23 protein-coding genes are annotated in these 23,297 nt (G+C 36.2%); 5 read left to right on the top strand and 18 right to left on the bottom strand.

Features of this window, described 5'->3' with window-relative positions; all coding sequences use genetic code 11:
• The first annotated feature begins 36 nt into the window (after window positions 1-36).
• Window positions 37-903 (top strand): hypothetical protein, encoded by an 867-nt coding sequence (locus B4B65_RS12095; RefSeq protein WP_293915845.1) that lies wholly within the window; start codon window positions 37-39, stop codon window positions 901-903.
• Between the two features lie 91 nt (window positions 904-994).
• Here B4B65_RS12095 and B4B65_RS12100 read toward each other — a convergent pair whose 3' ends face one another.
• From B4B65_RS12100 to B4B65_RS12115, 4 genes are all read right to left on the bottom strand, one after another.
• Window positions 995-3,037: a heavy metal translocating P-type ATPase gene (locus B4B65_RS12100; protein WP_293915846.1), complete on the bottom strand. Its 2,043-nt coding sequence runs from the start codon at window positions 3,035-3,037 to the stop codon at window positions 995-997.
• Between the two features lie 75 nt (window positions 3,038-3,112).
• Complete coding sequence (locus tag B4B65_RS12105) at window positions 3,113-3,535, bottom strand: Fur family transcriptional regulator (RefSeq protein WP_293915847.1); 423 nt, start codon at window positions 3,533-3,535, stop codon at window positions 3,113-3,115.
• A 16-nt stretch (window positions 3,536-3,551) separates the two neighbouring features.
• A complete protein-coding gene (locus B4B65_RS12110) occupies window positions 3,552-4,283 on the bottom strand; it encodes a methyltransferase family protein (RefSeq protein ID WP_293915848.1) in 732 nt (243 codons plus the stop codon).
• 234 nt (window positions 4,284-4,517) lie between these two features.
• Window positions 4,518-4,853: a DUF6660 family protein gene (locus tag B4B65_RS12115; protein WP_293915849.1), complete on the bottom strand. Its 336-nt coding sequence runs from the start codon at window positions 4,851-4,853 to the stop codon at window positions 4,518-4,520.
• A 132-nt stretch (window positions 4,854-4,985) separates the two neighbouring features.
• On the opposite strand from B4B65_RS12115, the gene B4B65_RS12120 reads away from it, so the two are divergent.
• Window positions 4,986-6,179: an aspartyl protease family protein gene (locus tag B4B65_RS12120; RefSeq protein ID WP_293915850.1), complete on the top strand. Its 1,194-nt coding sequence runs from the start codon at window positions 4,986-4,988 to the stop codon at window positions 6,177-6,179.
• Between the two features lie 166 nt (window positions 6,180-6,345).
• On the opposite strand, the gene B4B65_RS12125 is transcribed toward B4B65_RS12120, so the two are convergent.
• The 4 genes from B4B65_RS12125 to rocD form a co-directional block, all read right to left on the bottom strand.
• Window positions 6,346-6,696 (bottom strand): hypothetical protein, encoded by a 351-nt coding sequence (locus B4B65_RS12125; RefSeq protein WP_293915851.1) that lies wholly within the window; start codon window positions 6,694-6,696, stop codon window positions 6,346-6,348.
• A 935-nt stretch (window positions 6,697-7,631) separates the two neighbouring features.
• Window positions 7,632-8,099, bottom strand: a complete 468-nt coding sequence (locus tag B4B65_RS12130) for a hypothetical protein (protein ID WP_293915852.1) — start codon at window positions 8,097-8,099, stop codon at window positions 7,632-7,634.
• A 372-nt stretch (window positions 8,100-8,471) separates the two neighbouring features.
• Window positions 8,472-9,431 (bottom strand): arginase, encoded by a 960-nt coding sequence (locus B4B65_RS12135; protein ID WP_293915853.1) that lies wholly within the window; start codon window positions 9,429-9,431, stop codon window positions 8,472-8,474.
• Window positions 9,428-10,708, bottom strand: coding sequence for an ornithine--oxo-acid transaminase (gene rocD / locus B4B65_RS12140; RefSeq protein WP_293915854.1), 1,281 nt, complete (start codon window positions 10,706-10,708; stop codon window positions 9,428-9,430). Before rocD ends, B4B65_RS12135 begins: the two co-directional genes overlap by 4 nt.
• Window positions 10,709-10,812: 104 nt before the next feature.
• Between rocD and B4B65_RS12145 the strand changes: the two genes are divergently transcribed.
• Window positions 10,813-11,265: an Lrp/AsnC family transcriptional regulator gene (locus B4B65_RS12145; RefSeq protein WP_201679304.1), complete on the top strand. Its 453-nt coding sequence runs from the start codon at window positions 10,813-10,815 to the stop codon at window positions 11,263-11,265.
• Window positions 11,266-11,274: 9 nt separating this feature from the next.
• On the opposite strand, the gene B4B65_RS12150 is transcribed toward B4B65_RS12145, so the two are convergent.
• Both B4B65_RS12150 and B4B65_RS12155 read right to left on the bottom strand, forming a co-directional pair.
• Entirely contained in the window at window positions 11,275-11,976 is a 702-nt protein-coding gene (locus tag B4B65_RS12150) for a LytR/AlgR family response regulator transcription factor (protein ID WP_293915855.1), read from the bottom strand.
• A complete protein-coding gene (locus tag B4B65_RS12155; RefSeq protein ID WP_293915856.1) occupies window positions 11,973-12,911 on the bottom strand; it encodes a sensor histidine kinase in 939 nt (312 codons plus the stop codon). Before B4B65_RS12155 ends, B4B65_RS12150 begins: the two co-directional genes overlap by 4 nt.
• Before the next feature lie 222 nt (window positions 12,912-13,133).
• Here B4B65_RS12155 and B4B65_RS12160 point away from each other — a divergent pair, with 222 nt between their 5' ends.
• Window positions 13,134-15,524, top strand: a complete 2,391-nt coding sequence (locus B4B65_RS12160) for a TonB-dependent receptor (RefSeq protein WP_293915857.1) — start codon at window positions 13,134-13,136, stop codon at window positions 15,522-15,524.
• 142 nt (window positions 15,525-15,666) lie between these two features.
• Here B4B65_RS12160 and B4B65_RS12165 read toward each other — a convergent pair whose 3' ends face one another.
• From B4B65_RS12165 to B4B65_RS12195, 7 genes are all read right to left on the bottom strand, one after another.
• On the bottom strand, window positions 15,667-16,116 hold the full coding sequence (locus B4B65_RS12165) for a DUF1569 domain-containing protein (protein WP_293915858.1): 450 nt from the start codon (window positions 16,114-16,116) through the stop codon (window positions 15,667-15,669).
• Window positions 16,100-16,534, bottom strand: a complete 435-nt coding sequence (locus B4B65_RS12170) for a VOC family protein (protein WP_293915859.1) — start codon at window positions 16,532-16,534, stop codon at window positions 16,100-16,102. The genes B4B65_RS12165 and B4B65_RS12170 overlap by 17 nt, the downstream gene beginning before the upstream one ends.
• A 46-nt stretch (window positions 16,535-16,580) precedes the next feature.
• Window positions 16,581-17,030: an AraC family transcriptional regulator gene (locus tag B4B65_RS12175; protein ID WP_293915860.1), complete on the bottom strand. Its 450-nt coding sequence runs from the start codon at window positions 17,028-17,030 to the stop codon at window positions 16,581-16,583.
• A gap of 150 nt (window positions 17,031-17,180) precedes the next feature.
• Complete coding sequence (locus B4B65_RS12180; protein ID WP_293915861.1) at window positions 17,181-18,362, bottom strand: metallophosphoesterase; 1,182 nt, start codon at window positions 18,360-18,362, stop codon at window positions 17,181-17,183.
• Window positions 18,363-18,482: 120 nt separating this feature from the next.
• Window positions 18,483-19,106 carry a class I SAM-dependent methyltransferase gene (locus B4B65_RS12185; RefSeq protein WP_293915862.1) on the bottom strand — a complete coding sequence of 208 codons (624 nt, stop codon included), beginning with the start codon at window positions 19,104-19,106 and terminating at the stop codon, window positions 18,483-18,485.
• 176 nt (window positions 19,107-19,282) lie between these two features.
• A complete protein-coding gene (locus tag B4B65_RS12190; RefSeq protein ID WP_293915863.1) occupies window positions 19,283-20,341 on the bottom strand; it encodes a DNA polymerase beta superfamily protein in 1,059 nt (352 codons plus the stop codon).
• Window positions 20,338-21,090, bottom strand: a complete 753-nt coding sequence (locus B4B65_RS12195; RefSeq protein ID WP_201679310.1) for a nucleotidyltransferase domain-containing protein — start codon at window positions 21,088-21,090, stop codon at window positions 20,338-20,340. The genes B4B65_RS12190 and B4B65_RS12195 overlap by 4 nt, the downstream gene beginning before the upstream one ends.
• A gap of 234 nt (window positions 21,091-21,324) precedes the next feature.
• Between B4B65_RS12195 and B4B65_RS12200 the strand changes: the two genes are divergently transcribed.
• A complete protein-coding gene (locus tag B4B65_RS12200; protein WP_293915864.1) occupies window positions 21,325-21,978 on the top strand; it encodes an alpha/beta hydrolase in 654 nt (217 codons plus the stop codon).
• A gap of 26 nt (window positions 21,979-22,004) precedes the next feature.
• Here the strand turns inward: B4B65_RS12200 and B4B65_RS12205 are convergent, their stop codons facing one another.
• Window positions 22,005-23,045, bottom strand: a complete 1,041-nt coding sequence (locus B4B65_RS12205) for a hypothetical protein (RefSeq protein WP_201679312.1) — start codon at window positions 23,043-23,045, stop codon at window positions 22,005-22,007.
• Window positions 23,046-23,297: the final 252 nt, after the last annotated feature.

A 23,297-nucleotide genomic window follows, 5' to 3' on the forward strand; every position in this document is an offset into this window, starting at 1 on the left:
AGAAACGGATAGACTGTTAATACTAAAAACCCGCTTATGATAAAATTAGTTGTTTTCACTTTTTCCTCTGTACTTGCTTTTGCCTGCAGTTGCATGAACCTGCAAAAGTCGGGTAATTCTTCACTTTCCTCTACCGTCCGCGATACGGTAGTCAATTTTTTGGACACTGCTTATCGTGAAGTCATTATGATTGAAAATGAGCATGTCGCACATCAGGGTGATAATTATCTGATCGATATACCTCTGAAAGAAGATCAGGACACATTACATGTATTCTTCTTATCTGCCAGAGTGCCTGTAGATTTGTTCAAAAATTCAACATCATTTTATCCTTCGGTAAAGGAGTTTATTCTCATAGTTCCGGACTGGGAGTTTTACCAGCGTGTAGCAGAAGATGCTACCAAAAACGGTATTGTTCTGGAGCCCGCTACGACAAATGTGTATTATCATATTAAAAGAAATGAAGATCAGATTAGCGTGGATAGTATGCGCATATCCGGAAATGGTCATCCTCAGCTTGATTTTAAGAATCCGGATATACCTAAAGATCACTTTGTATCTTATCGGTCCGAACAGTACGGATCGGTTTGTTGTCCGAAAGATCCCCGTTGGGAAATTGCAAATGAAGACGGCCCCTTTATCAAATCTTTTGAAACCAGGAACAATGTACGTATTAAAGGGATTTATCGGGAGAATAACGGAAAAGAAGGCGAACATATCACTTACTATACCCTGCCAGGTCTGTCACCGGAGCAAAGACTAAAATTTATACTGGAGAAGAGATCGCAATGGATTGTCAACAAGACAACAAAGGAAATTGAATTTGCACCACAATTATTTACACCTCAGCTGAAACCTTTTGTTAAAACAGGATTTAATAAAACAACTGCGGTAACCTTTTAATTCTACAGTGTGTTATCTGATTTGCTGCCCGGAAGTTTTATACCCGCTTCCGGACAGCGAAATCAGAAAAGACCATTTATTCCTTATCTTTCTAAAATTTCATCTTCTGTATACGTACAGCATTCAGAATGGCAATTAAAGAAACGCCTACATCTGCAAAAACTGCTTCCCACATGGTAGCCAGACCTCCGGCACCCAGAATCAATACGATTCCTTTTACGACAAATGCTAACGTTATATTTTGCCATACCACGCGTTTTGTTTGCTTTCCGATCCGGATAGCCATCGGAATTTTAGATGGTTGATCATCCTGAATTACCACATCAGCAGTCTCAATGGTTGCGTCACTGCCCAATCCCCCCATCGCTATACCGACATCACTTAAGGCCACCACCGGAGCATCATTTACGCCATCACCAACAAAGGCTACACGTACATTTCCAGCCTTTATTTCCTTAAGTCTGCTTACTTTGTCCTCTGGCAATAAGTCTCCGAAGGCATTGTCAATCCCTAACTGTCCTGCTACATATTGTACCACAGAACTTTTATCACCGCTGAGCATCGTCGCCTTTACATTAAAACTATGCAAAAGTCTGATCGTTTCTGCAGCATCCTCTTTAATACTGTCGGCAATAGTCATATAGCCGACAAACTGTCCATCATACGCAACGGCTATCAAGGTGTATACTATGGAAGAGGGATCGACATCATAGGCAATCTTAAATTTATCCATCAGCTTGAAATTACCGACCAGCAGCTCTTTTCCGTTGATCTGTGCTCTCAATCCATGTCCCGCTATTTCTTCCGTATGCTCTAAAATAAGTTTGCTGTCTATTTCTCCTACATATTGATGTATGGCGGTAGCTACCGGGTGTGTGCTGTGGCTTTCCAGCGCATTTACCATTCCCAATATCTCGGTCTGGTTATACTCCGGTTTAAAGTTTACTTCCTGAACCTGAAAAACACCCTCGGTCATTGTTCCGGTTTTATCCATTACTACATGCTGTATTTCAGCCAGAGCATCCAGAAAATTACTGCCTTTAAACAAGATGCCGTTTTTGCTGGCTGCCCCAATGCCGCCGAAGTAACCAAGAGGTATAGAAATCACCAATGCACACGGACAGGAAATAACCAGAAAAACCAATGCTCTGTACAGCCAGTCATTGAACTGGTAATCCTGCACAAAAAAGTACGGAACAAGGCAAATAATAATAGCTAATACAACAACTATAGGCGTGTATATTTTAGCAAATTTGCGTATAAATAGTTCAGTTGGAGCTTTTTGCGCAGTCGCATTTTGTACTAATTCCAGTATTTTACTCAGCTTGCTGTCTGTATAAGCTGTACTCACCTTTACCAGACTCACTGTATTCAGATTGATCATCCCGGCCAGTACAACCTCACCTTTCGCTTTTGTATCCGGCTTACTCTCCCCTGTCAGTGCTGCCGTATTGAAGGAAGCCGACTCTGATAAGAGTTCACCATCTAATGCCAGTTTCTCTCCGGGTTTGAGTTGTATCACATCATTGATCTGAGCACTTTCTGCTTTGACTGTTTTTGCCTGATTATCGACCAGAATCGTGACTTCATCCGGACGCTGATCCAGCAATGCCTTGATGTTTCCTTTGGCTCTTGACACAGCCAATGTCTGAAAAACTTCACCTACAGCATAAAACAGCATCACGGCAACACCTTCAGGGTATTCAGCAATAACAAATGCTCCCACAGTGGCTATGGTCATTAAAAAGAATTCGGAAAATACATCTCCTTTGCTAACACTGACTATAGCATCTCGGATAACCGGAAGTCCTACAGGTATATAAGCAATTACATACCAGAGAGTTCTCACCCATCCTGTAAACCAGGACTGAGGCAGCCAGTTATCAAAAGTAATAGCCACCATCAGCAGCACAAAAGAAATAATGGCTGGCAGAAAGAGTTTAAAGGGACTTCCTTCTACATTAGAATGATCATGACCGTCATCATCACTATGTCCGCCATGATCATGATTATGGTCATCTTTTTTTCCTTTGCCGTCTATAAGATCCTTCGCTCCTGCTTTTTCATATATTTTTTCGGTGTATGTGCAGCAATCGGTATTATTTTTCGGTGTATTGTTGTTGTTTGTTGTCATGATCTGATAGTTTTTTATTTCAATACTTAATCATTTATTCACGGATACAAATCTAACCAGCTTATATCTGCAATACTATTGCATACTTTTGGGCAGGCAGATTTCACATATACCTTTGGCAAATAATCTTACTTCGTCTATTTGCACTGCAGCACCTGAAGGCTGCTTGAAACTAATGTCTGTCCTGCAAGTTGTCTGCTTACATACCTTGCAATATAGATGCAGATGCCAGTCTCTGTGTGTCTGTTCACTGCAATCGTCATTGCACAATCTGTATTTACTGGTATTATTCTCCTGTATACTGTGTACAATTCCTTTCTCTTCGAAAGTCTTTAGCGTTCTGTATAGAGTAATACGATCTGCCGGGTAAAAGTAATTTTCAATTTCGGAAAGAGATAAGGCTACTTGCTGAGAAGCTAAAAAATCATACACCAATATGCGCATACTCGTTGGCTTCGTGTTTTTAGCTTTGAGCTTGTTTTCTATTTCATTTTTCATAGCCATGCTTATTTTATCAGTTTTCATTGGACATACTCACCTTTAGCCACTTTAATATCAGATAACTAACCATTGCAATCAGAAAACCTGTTATAAAAACCATATTGTAGTGTGTATGTTTGCGAATATATTCCTCAATAACATTAAAGAAACTAAATAACAGAAACAAAGCAAAAAAGCCGTTCTTTTCTTTGAGCAGAACTTTAATGATATTGAATTTTATGTCGGGTTTGCTGAATTTATTAAAATTAGGGATGAACACAGGGACTCTTTTGGCCCATTCGGTGTATTGATCTCCGAATTTACGTTCGAGGAATTGTTCTTCGGCAAAAATGATCCGCTCATAGTACATCCAGTAAAGGAGGATAAAACTGATGACAAACCATCCGTTCTCCGTGAGTAATGCAAGGCCAAGCCACATAAAGAAATTACCCAGATAAAGAGGATTTCTGACGACACTGTATATGCCGGTAGTATTTAGTGTATCGGCGACCTGCCCCTGTGCTGTATTACGTCCTGAGGTATTTTTAGGTGAATATCCTACTGTATAGGCTCTGATCAATAAGCCTGCGAGACTAATGAGTAAACAGAATGATTCAAAAACATAATCACATGCTGATAATGGACTTTGCTTTAATTTCATCTCTATAAAAATGATCAGTGCAAGCACCAGAATGCCAACGGGTAAAATACTTCTGTATCGGAACAACCAGTTACCCTGCTGTTCCATTTCTTCTTTTAATGCCATCTAATTTTTTTATTGATACTGTACAGTGACAGTGTAAATAGATCTTATATGCTATTTAAAACATAGATACGATTGTTCTGCATTCATACAGGAACAATACGTAACAGGTCGCGTATAGCACAAGCTATTCTATTTTTGTTTTTCGGTAATATGTAATTGACTAACTGTGTTTTCAGCCTTTGTTCTGATAAATGCAAACAAAGGAGAATGAGGAAGCAGCTCCTGTATCAGGAACTAAGCTATTGACTGAGGAGGTTGCCATATACTTCCGGTATATGTACGGACAACAGATGAACCGGTTACGGCCGCATTATCAGTTGTAAACTGAGAAAAAGGTTCGGTCATCTTTAATACTTCAAAATGAAATACAGCCAGTGTAACACTACAACAGCTACACTGACAAAAAGGGGAACAGTAATCGTCCTGATCCTGGTTGTGGTCATGAAGCAGCGAATCTTCTGCCTTCTGCTGAGAAGAAGACAAATCTTCGCATTTATTTATGCCATCACTACAGGGAACTATAGATAGCGCAACAAAATAAAAGGCCCATATGATAATCAGACACTTCATGATCGCATAAATGTATGAAACTATTACTTGCAATACTATTGCAAAGTATATTTTTTATCAGAATTTTGAGTGACTGGAAGTAAATACAATTTTATTATATTGTGGACTGTGATTATTAATCGTTGCTGAACAATGACTCTATCTAAATTATCTTTTATTGCCATGATGGCATTTCTTTTCATGCTACCTGATATTGGGTATGCACAAAATCTGAATGCTTCGAAAATCAAGGTTTCTAATTTCTGTGATACTATCCCCTTTGAGTATGTAAAGAATAAGATAATTATTAAGCTAACCATTGAAAATAAAGAAAGAAGATTTATTCTGGATACCGGCGCCCCTTTTCTGATATCAGAACAGTTACGCGCAGAGCTTAACCTTAAATCAAGACATAAAATAGCGACAACGGATGTTACAGGCAAATCAAGTGACATTCCGGTTGTGAAAATGCCGGATATACAAATCGGAAATATTGCTTTTTCAAATACACAGGCACTGGTTTATGACTTGTCTGCCAGTGGCCTTTTGCAGTGTTTTTCTGTAGATGGGCTTTTAGGAAGTACAATCCTTAAGCATAGTATCGTACAGATCGATCTTGAAAAAAAATTGCTCATCCTGACCGATAAAATCGAAAACTTCACCGTACTTCCTGACGAAAGGATGGCCCTGGCTTTTGACAAAAACAGCAGGCCGTTTTTGAACATAAAAGTAGCTGGCAGTAATCCATTCCAGGTTTTATTTGACAGCGGCTCAGATAAACTTTTAGCGGTGTCCTACCCTACTTATAACGAATTGAATAATAAAGGAGAAGTGAAAATGCTGTATAAAGGCAAAGGCTCCGTTTCATCAGGACTCTTCGGTGCCGGAAAAGAGGGAGATGAATGGAGAATACTGCTTAATCAGATTGAAATCGGCCCCGGAATACTGGACAGCATTATAACCAATGTATCGGAGCATAAGAATAAAAACGCCATAGGCATGCCCATTGGTAAATATGGCGTAATCACTCTCGATTATCTGCACAAACACTTTTATTTTCACCCTTATCAGGCCAGACAAATTGTTAAGAACAGTAATTTTTATGGTTTTGATTCCCAGCTTGTGAATGATGACTATATAGTCTCCGTTGTATATGAAGGTTCAAATGCTGAAAAAGCAGGCTTGAAACGTGGAGACATTATTCTGCAGATCAATGATTATAAAGTTGATGAATTCAAGGATATATGTCAACTTTTCTTTGGAAATTACTTCACCGGAGAAAGCCTGAATCTCACCATAAAAGATAAAGATAACAGTAGAAAAACAGTGAAAATAGCGAAGGAATAAACACCGTTTGGTCGACTTTTATACTGGATTTTAATATTTTCCAGTTCGGTTTTCTTTGACAATTTTGACTAATTTCAAAATCCAGCTTTCTGAACACGCTCTTACAAAAAGTACACTCTCTGTTATTTAAGAATAGTCAAAAGTTTATTCACTATATTTTACAGAATTAAAAGTATTTAATTATTTTTTCGTTTTTAATATAATTTATAAAAACGTCTTTCTCTATTTCTGACCATTTCTTAAACTCAATTACCCCTTTCCTTATAAAGTTAGATGTACTATATTCTATAATTGATAATAACGGAATCCACGCTATTTTAGCAAAACCAAAAAATACCTCATTGATATTATCTTCTGAGCTAACTTCTGCCAATAAGAATTTTTCAAATCTAGAATCGTCCTTCATTCTTTTTGCTAAAACAGGATAATAATTAATATTAATCTTCCCTTCCTTCGAAATAATATTTACTAAATCTCTGTTTGATATTTTATCATACTCTTCTCTTATTGGAATCATAATTCTTATTGTCTTAATAAACTATCTGACTTTCAACCTTCTCTCCGACGGTATTAAAGCACTATCTGCCAATTCTTCTTCAAGGCAAAAGAGGATATTCTCTTATCTCAGAAAAGCCACTACTTATGAAGTGGTCAAGACGTTATAAAGCATTAGTCCTTAATGCGATAATACTTTCCATTAGCATCCTTTCCGATTTCTCTTATTATATAATTGAAATTCTGATAATAAACAGGCTCTCCTGTTTCATCGGAATAAAGTCTTACCTTCCCAATAAACACTGCGTGACAACATCCTATTTTTGTTTTTTTAAAAATTCATTTTATATAATTTCCGATTCTATTGAAGAATAAATTAATACTCTCCATATGCAAAACCAAGAGCTGTAGTAAAGTATAATACTATTTTCAAAACGCATAAAGTAATAAGAAAGAATAAGTAAAATAATGGAAGAGTTCTTCTTTCTTGCTTCTTCCATAATAAAATCACTAGTATTAACGGAATCTGAATACACTCCATTATAAAAAGAAAGGGAGTAATGGACTCATCCAAAGTCACCAGATAATAAACATTTTTTAGTGAAGAGAATTTATTCAGATCTATTATAAAACAAACCAAAAAAAATAAACTTATAAGGGTTAATAACCAGTTTACAATCCAAAACCATTTTACACTTTTCATTTATCTATAATTAATGCTATCGGTTGAGTCTACAATTTCTTTATATTTCAATATCCTTTAATATTTTTAGTGCAATAACTCTAATTACATTTTCTGTATGTCGCATTTTATTTTTTCCAGTTTCTGAAAATATTTGTAATATCTTTCTTAAATTCCCGGATCAGTAAAGAAAAAAATCAACGGCTCTTGTCAACAGATCTTTGATAAAAAAATGGTTTAAATAAAAAAAACTGCTTCATGCAAAGCGTTAAAACTTAATGTTGGGTTTCCCCATATATATCATCTTTATCTGTAATATTACTCATTGGTACTCCCTGAGAATAAAATATATAAAGAAATTGTTCAAAAATATATGGGAGATTAAGCATTTTAAGCACAATCGTTATTGTACTACCTTCAATCTTCGAACTATACCATTCCCATGCTCTATGGTACATACTCTCTATCCAAGATTCATAATGCCATTGGCCTTTGGTTTTCATTATTGTTTCGATAGATTTTTGGGTCATACTTTCCACAAACCACTTCGGAAGGATAGATTTCCATTCTTCATCTGATGGCCAATTATCTGTATAAGCATAGTTAGAAATACATTTCATAATTTCCTTAGCATTATTAAGGACTTCTTCAACATGGTCAACATTTTTTATTGTGATAACCATCCTTGTCGTATCGGGTAATTCTCCTTTTATACTCTGATGTATTCCCTCTATCTCTTTCATCTTATTAAAAATTTGAAAATTTCAATTGTAAGCCACCCAATTTTGTTCCCGTTTCTAAAATATTCGTAATATCTTTCTTAAATTCCAGGACAGTAACCACATACTTTTCTTTATTCTGCTGATCTTTCCTTCAGGAATTTAATTTGCTTCTCTGCTTTCACGTCGCTCAAAATCTCATATTGACAAAATACAAACGATTACTATTCTCATTTAAAATTAAGTGATTTTTCAGAGAGTTATCATATCTCTTTAAGTCTATTTTAATATTTACAGAAAAATAAAAATATTTCACCTACATAAGTTGTTATCAAAATAAAAAACCGCCTCTTTCGAAGCGGTTTTTATAAGCTGACAGGAAAGCTATTCCGGATTTTACTCAGTACCTTCTATAACAGTTACTACTTTCTCCAGGATGTCAAATGTAACTTCAGCCATTCTGTTTCCATGATGATCCAGCAGAGGATTCACTTCCACAACTTCCATACAAACTACTTTTTCCGAACGCATCAGTTCCTGCAAGAGTAAGGTAACCTCAAAAGGAAAGAATCCTTCGGGTACGGGTGTACCTGTTCCTTCAGAAATCTTTTCACTGTCCATACTATCTACATCAAATGAGACATATATAATATCACAGTTTTTCAATTGTTCAAATACCTCTGTAATACATTGCTCTACATTCTTAACACGTACTTCTCCTACCTGATAGTTTTTGATGCCCAACCTTTCGATAAGCATATCTTCAGGTTTCTCCGTATCGCGGACGCCAAAATATACCAGATCTTCAGCTACCAGTTTGGCCTCAGCTGTACCTACATGCTTTAGTTTTTCCCAATATGTCTGTGTATGGCTGTCCACCTCATTAATCCGGCACAGTAAATTATCTTCCTGCAACACTGCAGCGATCGGCATTCCGTGCAGATTTCCGGAAGGCGTCGTATAAGGGGAATGTATATCTGCATGGGCATCGATCCAGATCACGCCCAACCTTTTATCGGGAAGAGCAGCTTTTATACCGCTGATCGTACCGATTGCTGAAGAATGATCACCGGAGAATACAAGTGGGAAATTTTCCTTCAATATGCTGTCTTCCACAATAGAAGCCACCTGTTTACATTGCTGATATACCTGTTTTATATGTTTGCCGAATGGATTGAGATCATTCTCATAAATGGAATCATTACGTGTCTGTACATCCACAAACGGATATTTTCTAAAGAAAAGACTGCCTTTATTAATTGCGGCAATCTCTATTGCGTCTATCCCCAGATCTGATCCTCTTGTCCCTGCACCTATATCAGATCTGTTCTTAATCAGTTCTATAGATCTTTTCATACAAAAGTATTTAAGGATTTCTCGATAATACGCAGACTTTCTCTTATCTGTTCTTCATTGATTACCAATGGCGGGGCCAGGCGAATTTTATTGCCATGTGTGGGTTTGGCCAAAAGACCATTTTTCTTGAATTCAAGACATAGATTCCAGGCTAATTCATCCTCTTCAGAGCAATTCATTTCTATAGCTGTTAATAATCCTTTTCCTCTTACTTCTTTAATCAATGTTATCTTTCCGGCAATTTCTTTCAGCCCGGCCCGCAATATTTCACCCATTTTTCGGCTGTTTTCAGTGAGTTTTTCATCCAGCACCACCTGTAGCGCTTCTATGGAAACAGCACAAGCCAATGGATTGCCTCCATAGGTGGATCCGTGTTCTCCCGGCTTGATTGTAAGCATAATATCATCATTAGCCAGCACTGCAGATACCGGTAATACACCTCCGGACAATGCTTTACCTAAAATGAGAATATCTGGTTTACTGCTATGTACAGATCCGAAGACATCATAGGATGCCAATAAGTTTCCTGTACGTCCGATACCTGTCTGAATTTCATCTGCGATAAACAGTACATTATAATCTGTACACAATTGGCGGACTGCAGAAAGATATGTTTCATCAGGAATAATAATCCCGGCTTCCCCCTGAATGGGTTCTACGATAAAGCCTGCAATATTCTTATCTTCTTTTAAGAGTTTTTCAAAAGCCTCGACATCATTATAAGGTACCTGAATGATTCCATCTACGAAAGGACCAAATTCATGGGTACTGACTTCATCATTAGAAGCCGAAATCACAGAAATGGTCCTCCCGTGAAAATTATCCTTGGCGAATACAATTTTTGCCTGATTACTATCGATTCCTTTGACCTGGTATCCCCATTTACGACAGAGTTTCATGGCTGTTTCCACGGCTTCTACTCCGGAATTCATAATAAGCGCTTTATCATATCCAAATAACCTGCAGATGTATTCTTCAAATTCTCCAAGTTTATTATTGAAAAATGCACGTGAAGTAAGCGTTAGTTTTTTAGCCTGCTCGGTCAGCGCATTGATAATACGCGGATGACAGTGGCCCTGATTTACAGCTGAATAAGCTGATAAAAAATCAACATATCTTTTACCTTCCACATCCCAGACAAATACCCCTTCTCCTCTTTCTAATACAACAGGAAGCGGGTGATAATTATGTGCACCATATTGGTTTTCTTTTGCTATAAAAGCATCACTTTTGGTTTTATCGGTTTGAATATTCATATCCTCAATATTATTATTCATATTTTCAAACTTATAAAATATAACATGTAAAACACAAATAAATATTTAATTTGACTTAAAAAATAACAAATTATACTAAATTTGAATATTCAACTCCAAAAACCATGTATACATTAGATGATTTTGATATCCGCATACTCAAAACGCTGGACACAGACGGAAGAATGGCTTATTCGGCTATTGCCAGTGAAATGGGCGTTTCCAATACGATGATTCATCAGCGCATAAGCAGACTATCCGATCAGGGTATATTAGAAGGAACTAAACCTGTATTAAATGAAAAAAAACTGGGCTACGACTGGGGAGCTTTCACGGGTATTAGTCTGGAAAAAGATTACGATTCAAAGCGGGTAATTGAAGAATTACAGAAAATCCCTGAAGTCACCGAATGTTATTACATTACAGGAAACTATACTTTATACATTAAAATCGTTGCCAAAAATCATGAACATATGAGGCAATTACTGTATGAAAAAATTGATAATATTCCGGGAATTGCAAAGACAGATTCCATTATTGAACTGGGCTGTGCATTCAAGCGAAATATTATTTTATAGAAAGACCGGTTAATTTTTCCCCAGCCATTCACCAATAAGTTTTCGGTAAGTCTCCCCGATCGGAAGATATTCACCATTCGTCATGACGATCTGATTTCCTTCTATTACTTTGATTTTGTTTAAAGGGATGATATAGGACCTATGGATACGCACAAACTGGTTTTGCGGCAATCTGTCCAGAATATCTTTCATATTTTCTAATACCACGATCCGCTCCGATACCGTATGAATACGGATATAATCTTTTAGTCCTTCTATAAAAAGGATGTCATCCGGTTGGATTTTGTAATGTTTGCGGTCTACTTTCACAAACAGCGAATTGTCAGCCTCACTGTTTGCAAACGCAGCTTGCCAGCGGTTGAATTTTTCTACACTTTGATAAAAACGGTTAAAGGTGACCGGTTTTAATAAGAAATCAATTACATTAAACTGAAAAGCATCTAATGCATATTCAGAATAAGCCGAAGTGATAACAAAATTGTGCTTCTGGTTAAACATCTGCATTAATTCAATACCTGTGAGCTGAGGCATCTGTATATCTATAAATATCAAATCTACAGATGCGGAATTTAATATTTCAATGACTTCAAAAGCATCCGTCCCTGCATATACAATATTCAATTGTGATACTTTAGAGGCATAATCTGCCAGAAGTTTTACTGCAAAAGGTTCATCATCTAAGATGACGCAGTTTATTTTTCTTTTTATCATAAATTTATTTGCAGTTCAGCTGTAAACAAGTTATTCTTATTCTGCAGTTTTAAATCATGTGTTTGCGGATAGTATATTTCAAGACGCTTTTTTAGATTATCCAATCCTATACCGCCTAGTTTATCCTTTTTATGATTTCCGATCCCGTTTTCCACTCTGAAAGTCAGTTTTTGTGCATCGACATGAAGATGTATTATAATAGGAGCTGAATTAGACGCAATTCCATGTTTGAGTGCATTTTCAACTAAAGGTGACAAAAGGTAAGGCGGTATTTCCATACCCTCATTCAGTACCTCCATTTGCAATTCAACAAAAGCATTTTCCTCATGTCTCAACTGTTCCAACTCCAGATATGCGTTAATATAGCCGATTTCATCTGCCAGCTTTATTTTTTCTTTCTGAGACTCATACGTTGTAAAACGCATGATCTGGCTCAGTTTCTCAATGGCAGGCAACGATTTATCCGATTGAAAATAAACCATTGAATAAATATTATTAAGGGTATTGAATACAAAATGTGGATTGATCTGTGCTTTCAGAAATTTAATTTCCGTGTTTTTGTTTTCTTCCAGGATAATCTTATTGTATTCCAGCAGTCTTATAAAATAGATAGCAAACCAAAGTAAAGAACTGAAAACAATAGGCATACTGCTGTAATGCATATTATCCAGCATATAACTGATAAAGGTGGTATTGACATAATTGACTTTATGAAATAATACATCCGTAACCACCTGTTCTGACACCCACCGTAAACCTGTAAAAACCAGATAGGAAATAAATATTCCCAAAAACAGTTTTTTCCATTTAAAGGCATTAAATGCCCATCTCATGACGATCAGATAATGAAAGTAAAAGGTGGAAACAAAACAGATCACGTAAGTCATGTAAAACAGATCCGGTACTGCAAACTTTGCATATAAGGGATTTTTCACGAATGTAAAATACACTACAATCAGCCAAAATATGAGATGGATGAATCTTTCCGTTGCTTTTGATAATGTTCCTTTATACAACATCTAACTAGTTTTTTTCAAAGGTACTCATTCATCAAAGTCTACAAAAACGGATTCGTAGATAAACTGGAGGGGTTTGTCGAAAAAAATAGGCCAATACTATTTTTCGGAGAATATTTGTCCGGATTTAACATTAAACACATGAAAACATTTATCTTTTTTATAGTTGCTATTCTTTGTCAGTTGAGTGCTATGGGACAACAGATCTGGATAAAAGGCAGAATTGTCAATCTAAGCCGGCAACCTGTCGAATTTGTACATATCAATCTCCTGAATAAGGACTCAGTCCGGATTCATCAGGCATTCACAGATAGTCTTGGATATTTTTCTATCCAAACATCCAAAGGTGATTACCAATTGGTCATTGAGCAATTCGGAAAAGAATTTAAGAATATACCTCTCCTTTTACGTCAGGATACAACCCTGGCAGATGTGGAGATAGATGAGGTAACCGAATTAGACGGAGTAACGGTAACTGGTCGAAAAAAACAAATCGAGCAAAAGGTAGACAGACTGGTATTTCATGTGGAGAATTCAACTTTCGCTACCGGAGGTACGGCTCTGGATGCACTGAAAGCCACACCCACGGTAAGAGTACAAAACGAAAATATCTCTATTGTAGGTAAGGGTAATGTGTTGGTGATGATAGATGACCGGTTACAACGGATGTCAGAAGAGGATGTAGCTGTTTTTTTAAAATCTATTCCGGCAGACAACATCAAAAGCATTGAAGTCATCACTACCCCACCTGCCAAATATGATGCTGAAGGAAACAGTGGACTGATTAACATTAAACTCAAAACTGCAAAAGCTAATTCCTGGACTGCGAATATAGGCACAACTTATACGCAGAAAACATATGCAGGAAGCAATCTGCAGGGATTATTCAACTACAATCATAATCGGTTATCTTTACAAACCAGTATGAGTAAAGGTACTGAAAAACTGAGTACCCGCTCAGACAGACGCATCTTCTACACAGACGAATTATGGACAGAGGAGGTTCGAAACAAATCTGTAAGTTCTATTTGGAGTCTGGGATTGGGAGCAGATTACAAAATAACGGACAAATGGACTACTGGAGTCAAATACTTAGGCAGTTTCACAGACCGTACTTCTGCTAATAATCCCCTCACTACAAGATTTAATGCTTCAAACGGAATCATAAATTCCTACATTGCATCTGATGTAGAAGCGCATAATAAGCCTGAAATGAATGCACTTAACTGGTATCATAGTCTTGCTTTAGATTCATCCGGTAAGAACATCACTATGGATCTGGACTACTTCCGGTATAAGAAGGGGGATTACCGTTCTTTTGCCGGTCATGAACTGGACGCAAACCGTACCACCATCCCGAACAGCTATTTTTCATCTACAAACAGCAATATCAATACGATAAAAAACTATTCAGGAAAGATAGATGTTTCCTTACCTTACAAATGGGCTAATCTTAGTTTCGGAGGAAAAATATCCTATACAAATACGAATAACGATCTGCAGGTATATGACAATCTAAGCGGAACACCAATACTGAATACGGATCAGTCTAATGTTTTTAATTATAAAGAATACAATGAAGCATTATACTTTTCGGCTCACAGAAAGCTGAATGAACATTGGGAAACGCAATTTGGGATGCGAATGGAAGCTACGCAAACAGAGGGATATTCCGCCAATCTGAATCAGGCTAATAAAAACAATTATATTCAGTTTTTTCCGACAGCTTATGTTACCTATGTACCCAATGACAGTAACTCATTTTCTCTTAATTATAGCAGGAGAATCCGCAGACCGGATTTTGACTATCTCAATCCTTTCGTGATCCGTACCAGTCCCTACTATTATTCGGAAGGAAATCCGTTTCTGAAACCTTCTTTTATTGATAATCTTGAATTTTCCTACATCTACAAACAGAAATGGATGAGTTCGGTATACTTCTCTCGGGTTTCAGATTTTGGACAGGAACTGTCTATTGTTGATCCGGTAAGCAATGTGACAAAAAGCACTCCTCTAAACTATGCGGACACCTATCAGATCGGGTATTCAACGTATTACAATTTCAGTAAATGGTCCTGGTGGAATAGTTTTACAGGATTCAATGTAAACTATCAGCATGTGAAATCAAAAACAAATTTCGTAGAATCTGTCGATGGCTATAACGCTTATTTTTACAGCAATAACGATTTTACCCTGAATTCGTCAAAATCCATATTTTTTGGTTTGAATTATGGGTTACAGCTTCCCGGAAGATATCAGATCTTCCATATTTCCAGGCTTCATATTATGGATATTTCTATGAAATTTTTATTGCTCAATAAAAATCTGACGCTGACAGTTACAGGAGAAGATTTGCTGAATGCACAAAGACCACTTATCAGCTATTACTCCAATGGGATCAAAAATGATGTCAAATCTTACCACGACAGCAGAGGATTCCGCATATCTGTAAGTTATAAATTCGGCAACAAAGAAATAAAATCCAGACAAAGGAATTTCGGAAATGAGGAGGAGAGAAACCGCACGAACTAATCAAACCAGTTAATCTCCCGAAACTCGTTTTCGGGAGATTAAACATAAGCCCGCATTAAGCTTTCTGATATAAGAATTATTTAATAAGCTATGAATATTTTAGCTTTCTTCAATTTAAAAATGAGTCTGCCAGAGAAAGAAGTTATACTCCGAACTGCCTTAAATGATGATCCATATGCTGGTAAACAAATATTCCGATTTGTTCTTTGCTCATCCTGCCAAAGAAATCATGTACAAATCCTTCATTCGAAAAATGGCTGTATTCTGCTATTTGAGAAGTCCAGACCTCCTTCTGAATATTTAGATTGCCCTCTTTTTCTTTTACTACAAATATTCCGGCCGGCATATTCTTTCCCATAGGTTTATCATCTTTCAGGGTGGTTTTCAGTGCTATTTTACCGAAAATCTTTCCTATAAAGGATTGTTTATGTTTTTGTTTACTCTTCCCCAGCACCCAATCGTTCCAGATGGAACAATGTCTGCTCATTTGAAACACATTCATTTTGCCCCATTCAGGTTTACTTTCTTCATTTAACAACTGAATTCTGGATATCAAATGCGCTCTAAGATTTTGGTCAAATACGGTTTTCATCATCAAAATTGTTAAGTGGTTGTAATGAAAAATAGTTTCCTGAATCATCCTTAAATAAAGCCTCTGTGCCATAGAACTCCTTTGTGGGAACTTTGATAAACTCGACACCTTTGGACTTTAATTCTTCGTAAGTGGCAAAAATATCATTGCAGGTCAGTACACCACAGCCGAATATTCCCTGACGTATAAGTCCGATTAATGTTTCTGCTGTTTCTTTGGGAAACATCTTGCTGACAGTGACAGGAAACAGGACAAGTTGCAAATCCGGCTGTTCAGGAGGAGATACAGTGAGCCAGCGGGTGTCGGGACCCATCGGAATATCATCAACTAATTTAAAACCTAATTTGTTTACATAAAAGTCATACGCACTGTCCTGATTAATAACGTGGATGTTTGTAACGGTCATTTTCGTAATCATAATCTATTTGTTTAAAGTTATCCTTACAAAAATCCGAAACCATTTTTCATGACTCTTCTTCAAAATTGCTATTTTCATTCCAGCCATGCATATACGCATAGCATCCCGGAACGAAAGCCAGAGGGCTACGCTTTATATCTGCTAAACGTCGCTTATAATTATTTACATACTGAGCCGGACTAATACCTACCTCTTTTTTAAACAGTCCGCTGAAGGTTGAAATACTGTCAAATCCAACTAAAAAACAGGCATCGCGAACAGATTTGCCTTCCTGAAGGAAGAGCTGTGCTTTATCAATCCGGATACTGGTGAGGTATTGATGAGGTGTCTTTTGATAAACAGACTTAAACAATCGGATAAAATGAAACTTTGAAAAACAAGCTTCATCGGAAATATTGTCCAGATCTATCTTTTCAGCATAATACTTTTCTATAAAAAGCTTAGCCTGTACTATGCGTCTGTAAAGATAAATTCGGGGATACTGATCCGTTTCCATAGCTGTTGTATCATCTGTTATTTCATCCTTGTAATAATAGTACCGGATGAAATAACAGATACAAGATACCACTTTTTACTGAGTTATCTGATTAGCCACATAAACGTATAAATTTTATTGCCAGATCCGCTTACAGCAGTAAATAAGCACTTAAACTTCTCGTTTGAGTGTAAGCACCGTTATTTCCGGCCATACACCTACCCTTCCTTTTAGTCCGTGATATCCAAATCCTCGATTGACATACAAATATTTACCATCTCTCTGGTAGAGACCTGCCCATTGTTTATAAAAATATTGAATAGGACTCCATTTGAAGCCAAATAGCTCTATTCCAAACTGCATCCCGTGTGTATGTCCTGCCAAAGTGAGGTGTACACGCTGATTGTGATCAACGGTAACTTCATCCCAGTGAGAAGGATCATGAGACATCAGTATTTTGAATGCATCATCAGGAATATGAGAAGTGGCTTCTTTGAGGTCGCCATATTGATGAAAACCACCCTTACCCCAGTTTTCTACTCCTACCAGTGCTATACTTTGACCTTGTTTATTGATAATTACCGCTTCATTGAGTAATAATCGGAAACCAGTTTCGGCATGTACCTGTTTCAGACGGTTAAGATTGGCTTCCTTGGCTTCCTTATTATCCCAACGGATGTAGTCTCCATAATCGTGGTTGCCCAATACGGAATACTTACCATAGGGAGCCTTGAGTTTTGTGAAATATGGAATCCAGGGATCCATTTCACTAGCCATATTATTGACAAGATCTCCTGTGAACAACAAAAGATCACTGTTTTGTGCATTGGCAAGATCTATTCCTTTTTGTACTCCTTTGATATCATTCAGACTTCCGGAATGTATATCGGACAATTGTGTAATGGTAAAACCGTCAAAAACTTCCGGAAGATCAGGAAAGAAGAGTGTCTCTTTTCTCACTCTGTAAAAATGTTTACCACGTGTAAGGCCAAACAGAATAATCAATACCATAATAACAGCAAGGGCTAATGTTGCTTCACTAACATATATACTCCTTGCCGGAAATCCCCGAAATAGCCTTACCATATCTTCTGCCAGAAGTATCGGAAAGGAGAATAGTTTGGGAATAAAGATAACCAGCATAGCTGTAATCAATACAGGAATGAATCGTTGCAGATTGTTACCTGCTCTCCGGAGAAATACGATAGCGATAATTCCTGAAAACAACAATACATCTACAGACCAATAGATCGTCCGGATCCATGTACTTTCTGTAAGCGTAGTGATCGCCTGATAGAAATATATATCTGCAACCAGAAAAAGTAATAATATCAGAATAAGTCTTTTTGCCATATTTAGCGTCGTTAAAGAGAGGTAGACGGATGCGTATTAAAATTACTTTAAACAGAATGCTTAAAAAGTGAGGCCGTCCGCTACTAGCATAAGATCTGCAAAACTATCATGATTTTACTTTTATTGTTCTTTCTGACATTTGATTAAATAGAACGGCTGATTCTCGTCTATTTCTGTGATCCCGAATAGTCCGAATGCCCCGAATTCTGTCCGGATGGAATCTTCATCATAAAAAAACATATGGACACCTTCGTATATTTCATAGCGATCGGTACTGATCAGGCGTCCCTGACCGTATGTATGTGCTGATTTGGAAATAACTGTAAATACCATATAACCTCCTGGTACCAATTGATTATAGCAGTCTCTGATCAGTTTCTTTCGTTGATCTTCATTCAGTAAATGAATCAAAGCATAACAAAATATTCCGTCATACAACTCCTTGTTAAAAGGCATATCCGTAACAGAACCATGATAAATAAGCATATCTGTTCCATAATGTTTTTCCGCCATCTGGATGGCTGTCTGTGATATCTCAATACCTGTAACTTTTATTCCGTTATCTCTAAAAATCTGTGCATTCCGCCCATAACCAACTCCGGGTATCAGTATATTCCGGAGATCTTTCTGCACAAAGAAATCTTTCGTCAACACAGCAGATTTGGAAGGTTCAAAACCCCACATTTCCTTTTTATCATTAAATGCTGATTCCCAAAATTCAGTCTTGTTATGTTCCTCTGCCATAGCCGCCGTTTATTTTATTACAGGCACAATTTAATAAGAATATGGTAGTATCCGGATCAAACAGACCACAAAAATAGTTTGGGATATCATGTTTTATATTCAGGTGACATTTGTCCTATGAATCTACACCAGTCATTTTAAAATAAAATGACTGGTGTAAAAGTGTATCACAAAAACTATTTATATAACTCTTTTCTGATTTTCACTAAAATACTTTCCAGATTAGAAATATCCGGTTTTTGCGCAAAAGCACATACATCCAGCATTGAGTTGATTTCATTAATAGATCTTTCACATTCCTCATACAACTTTTCATAAGTATATGTCCCCTTTTTTACCTTCAATAATTCTTCCCTATCAGGTCTTCTTACATTCAATTTTCTGTATTGAAGTATTTCTTTTGACATATCTAATAAGCGGATCGTGTGCATCATATTTTTTGCATCATATCCCCCTCCGTGTTTTAATGTTCCCTGATAACGACTTTCGTTTCGTTGTTTTACCCATTCAAAGTACTCTTTATAACTCTTACAATAAGAAGAATATGCATCCTGATTCACAAACAAATAAGCTTTAAGCACTTCTCCTGGCTTCACGGAGCTGCAAGAAACCTCCTGACTATCATTTTTGAGCAAAATACCTTTATAATTGTGCATCCCAGTGGTATCATAAAACAAAGCGTACACCCCCTTGCTATGATTAATTTTTACCAATCCACAATGCTTTTGGTTCCATTTTTTTATTTTCAACCATTTTTGTAAGGCTATACTTTCATGGCCATCAATTACAAAACAAAAATCTAAAAGATTTTTACGCGTTTCGTCTAATGGATTATTTACTTTTTTATTTAATCCCTTAGCTTTTTTCACCTGAGCCATAGCATAATTAGCAAAAGTCTCCACTAATTCACGCGTAACAAGACTTTCCATATCAAACATCTTAAACAAAGGATCCTGATGCAGAATACAATCTTCAGGACTGGCCAGTAATTCTAATGTATTAGGATTACTTTTGGACAACAGCTCAACAAATCGTCCCAATTCATAATAAACCTCATCATTGGTAGAATTGTTCACCTGAGAAATGTACTCCATACCGAAGAATTTGTCTTTAGGTAAATAAAACACTCCTTTTATATCTGTGTCTGACTCATCTGTAGCAAGACCGTATGCTTTACTTCCAACTATAGCTTCAAATAGTATCAGTTTTTGATTCTTAAGATCCTGTATTGTCATGATTGATGTAATATAGATTTAAAAAATTCTTCTAAATGATCTTTATCAAACTGTTTGCTTTCTGTCAATTTGGCTTTTGCTTCCAGACTTCTGAATTTATCTGATATATATTGTCTAAGAGAAGAGGTTAAGGTATATTCAAATTGTTCATTAACATTGCTCTTTAATGCGACAAGGTCTATTGCTTCATTACATATATCTTTTGGCATCAACACCATCAGCTCGTCAAAGATCATAGGAGGATATGAATTATTATTTAAACTCCATTCTGCTGCTAACAAAGATCTCAGCACGTAAAATAATGACTTTAATTTCACTTTTTTATATTCAAGGATATCGATCTTGCTCCTAACCGTCCCAAGGTAATGATGTACTTGCTTTCGCTCATCAAAATAAGACTCTATCAACTGTAAAAAAAACTTTTTAAAAGTTAGCTCCTGGCAGTAAACTATAGGAGATTGTATCCATTCGAAAGGTGTCGCATTGCTACTATATAAAAGAGTAAGTACCTTTCTGAGATCCCAGCCATACATATCGAGGTCCTCATGGATCGGAAACTGCAGATCCATAACTGCTGGAAAAATAGTTGAATAGGCATCAGGCTTTCTTACAAAAATAAAGCGAACATCGTAGTCGCTGTCAATAGAAGGAAATTTCCACCCTCTACTCCCGGATTCACAAGCAAAAAGTATCTTTATATTTTCTGCAACTGAAATTTCATTTAATTTTTTAAGTATTCTATCTCTCATATCAAGTATATTTTATCTTGTTTACAACAAGGTCAATACAAAGATCAAAAGTGACTATGCAATCCTTTTTCGTAGTCTAAAACAAAAAAAACAACAAGCTGAATTACAATGAAATAATATTAAATAGTCTAAAGTTAGGCTTTTGATTTATAATCTGCTACGCAGATAGAATGCGCAGTAATAGCTTTTAGGAGATCTATCTTTTACCTATATTGACAAGGGTTATTATCGGTTATGAAGAAAATATATGTTATCAGCGGATTGGGTGTGGATAAAAGAGTATTTAGTAACATTGATTTCAATGGTCTTGATGTTGAATATCTGGATTGGATTCCTCCACACAGTCAAGAATCTATTGAACAGTATGCTGCACGTATGACTCAAATGATACATACTGATAATCCAACTATAATAGGATTATCTTTTGGAGGAATGGTTGCAGTTGAGATCTCTAAATTAATAGTATATGATAAACTCATATTACTCGCATCAGCTAAAACAAGACATGAAATTCCGGCTTTATACAGATTATTGGGTCGATTAAAACTGCACAAAATATTTCCTCCATCCCTATTCAAAAGCTATAATCCTGTATTAGGATGGCTATTCGGTATTCATACAGCTGAAGATAAGCAACTTCTCAAGGAAATATTAAAAGATACAGACCCCCTGTTTATGACGTGGGCGATTAATGAAATTTTGAATTGGAAAAATTTACAGGAACCGACAAACTATATACATATTCATGGGACAAAAGATAATATTCTTCCTGCTAAGAATGTTAAAAATATAGCTACACGTATTGAAGACGCCGGACATTTTATGACGGTGAATCAAAGTAAAACGGTGAGTGAAGAATTATTTAAAGTGATTAATAGAAATTATTAATCACTTTAAAGTCAGCATAACAGTTTTTAATTTTGCTTAAGCTTATCTACAGTTTTGTTTATTTCTATAATGTACAAAGTAAGTTCTTCAATCTTTTTTATAAGCAAATTGTTGATTTCACCAAGAGACAGCCCTTCCTTTTCAATTTCTTCAGCTTTTGGTATTTCCTGAAGGTGTCCATTTTTTTTTATAAATTTTTCAACTTCATGGAGAGGTTTGAGTTGATACGTTTGATCGAAGACGTAATCTGGCCAATTTGCAGCGTCAACCTTTATCTCTTTGGCTCTGATATTACCGTTTACTGCTAACGTGTATCCCTTTGTATTTTCAGTTTTGATACCTACATTATCTTTAAAAAATGTTTCACCAACTCCTGTAGTTAAGCCAAGTAAACCTGAAAGTTGCATTTCATTACCATTAACTTCTTCTAGCCTTGGGGCAAAATAATCTGTATATATAGATGGATCAGGATTCGTAGCATTTATAATTAAATCACTAAATAAATTAATTGATGTTGTTCCATTCAAAAACTTAAGATCATTTATTGATAATGCTTTAAGCCCTGTTATTCCATCATAAATTGCTCCTGTATGCTCTTGTAAATTACTATTAAAAGGATGTATGTAACAAACTGCTAAATACCATCGTTCCAATATTGGTAATTTATCAGAAAAGAATGTTCCAAACTGATTAATGGATCCATCCAAATTCTTTATTGGAGAATTAAAAACTCCAAGCGAAATTTGACCATGATTCATGGACATTTTAATCCAAACACTATATCTATACATCTTCCAAGGATTTACAGTCTGATTTTTAAATATAAATCCCCCCACTTGATCTCCTACAGAATTTCCATTAACCCTCCAGACTACATTCTTTCCATCTCTTGGAACACTTTCCCAAATGAGAATATTATCTTCATCTGAACCAAAGTATTCCAAGTTTGATGTTTGAGGAGCTGCTCCAACATTCCATGATTCAAAATTTAATAAATTTTGTGCATTGCCTTTATGAAAGCACAATAATAATATTATTATAAAACTTAATCGAAAATAAAAACTCATAATTTTTGTTAGTTAAAAATATTCCAATTATACAAAAAACAATATTAACAAAACGATTGAAGAATTAAATTTAATAAAAAAATAACATTCGATTTAATGAATATTTTAGAATCAAGGTTTTCTCAAAAAAGGGGCATGAATATAAATGGCAACTACAAAAATTAGACGAAGAAGGAAACTGGTATGCTGATGCAACAATGAGCATTATTAATCTGGATGTTTTCTCTGAGACAGAAGTAAAATATCTGCGAA

The organism is Sphingobacterium sp. UBA5789 (assembly GCF_002418355.1).
GTDB lineage: Bacteria > Bacteroidota > Bacteroidia > Sphingobacteriales > Sphingobacteriaceae > Sphingobacterium.

Bases quoted from the DNA above. Each gene is read 5' to 3' on its own strand.
- B4B65_RS12095 (WP_293915845.1), top strand. From the start codon at position 37: ATGATAAAATTAGTTGTTTTCACTTTTTCCTCTGTACTTGCTTTTGCC.
- B4B65_RS12100 (WP_293915846.1), bottom strand. From the start codon at position 3,037: ATGACAACAAACAACAACAATACACCGAAAAATAATACCGATTGCTGC.
- B4B65_RS12105 (WP_293915847.1), bottom strand. From the start codon at position 3,535: ATGAAAAATGAAATAGAAAACAAGCTCAAAGCTAAAAACACGAAGCCA.
- B4B65_RS12110 (WP_293915848.1), bottom strand. From the start codon at position 4,283: ATGGCATTAAAAGAAGAAATGGAACAGCAGGGTAACTGGTTGTTCCGA.
- B4B65_RS12115 (WP_293915849.1), bottom strand. From the start codon at position 4,853: ATGAAGTGTCTGATTATCATATGGGCCTTTTATTTTGTTGCGCTATCT.
- B4B65_RS12120 (WP_293915850.1), top strand. From the start codon at position 4,986: ATGACTCTATCTAAATTATCTTTTATTGCCATGATGGCATTTCTTTTC.
- B4B65_RS12125 (WP_293915851.1), bottom strand. From the start codon at position 6,696: ATGATTCCAATAAGAGAAGAGTATGATAAAATATCAAACAGAGATTTA.
- B4B65_RS12130 (WP_293915852.1), bottom strand. From the start codon at position 8,099: ATGAAAGAGATAGAGGGAATACATCAGAGTATAAAAGGAGAATTACCC.
- B4B65_RS12135 (WP_293915853.1), bottom strand. From the start codon at position 9,431: ATGAAAAGATCTATAGAACTGATTAAGAACAGATCTGATATAGGTGCA.
- rocD (WP_293915854.1), bottom strand. From the start codon at position 10,708: ATGAATAATAATATTGAGGATATGAATATTCAAACCGATAAAACCAAA.
- B4B65_RS12145 (WP_201679304.1), top strand. From the start codon at position 10,813: ATGTATACATTAGATGATTTTGATATCCGCATACTCAAAACGCTGGAC.
- B4B65_RS12150 (WP_293915855.1), bottom strand. From the start codon at position 11,976: ATGATAAAAAGAAAAATAAACTGCGTCATCTTAGATGATGAACCTTTT.
- B4B65_RS12160 (WP_293915857.1), top strand. From the start codon at position 13,134: ATGAAAACATTTATCTTTTTTATAGTTGCTATTCTTTGTCAGTTGAGT.
- B4B65_RS12165 (WP_293915858.1), bottom strand. From the start codon at position 16,116: ATGAAAACCGTATTTGACCAAAATCTTAGAGCGCATTTGATATCCAGA.
- B4B65_RS12170 (WP_293915859.1), bottom strand. From the start codon at position 16,534: ATGATTACGAAAATGACCGTTACAAACATCCACGTTATTAATCAGGAC.
- B4B65_RS12175 (WP_293915860.1), bottom strand. From the start codon at position 17,030: ATGGAAACGGATCAGTATCCCCGAATTTATCTTTACAGACGCATAGTA.
- B4B65_RS12180 (WP_293915861.1), bottom strand. From the start codon at position 18,362: ATGGCAAAAAGACTTATTCTGATATTATTACTTTTTCTGGTTGCAGAT.
- B4B65_RS12185 (WP_293915862.1), bottom strand. From the start codon at position 19,106: ATGGCAGAGGAACATAACAAGACTGAATTTTGGGAATCAGCATTTAAT.
- B4B65_RS12190 (WP_293915863.1), bottom strand. From the start codon at position 20,341: ATGACAATACAGGATCTTAAGAATCAAAAACTGATACTATTTGAAGCT.
- B4B65_RS12195 (WP_201679310.1), bottom strand. From the start codon at position 21,090: ATGAGAGATAGAATACTTAAAAAATTAAATGAAATTTCAGTTGCAGAA.
- B4B65_RS12200 (WP_293915864.1), top strand. From the start codon at position 21,325: ATGAAGAAAATATATGTTATCAGCGGATTGGGTGTGGATAAAAGAGTA.
- B4B65_RS12205 (WP_201679312.1), bottom strand. From the start codon at position 23,045: ATGAGTTTTTATTTTCGATTAAGTTTTATAATAATATTATTATTGTGC.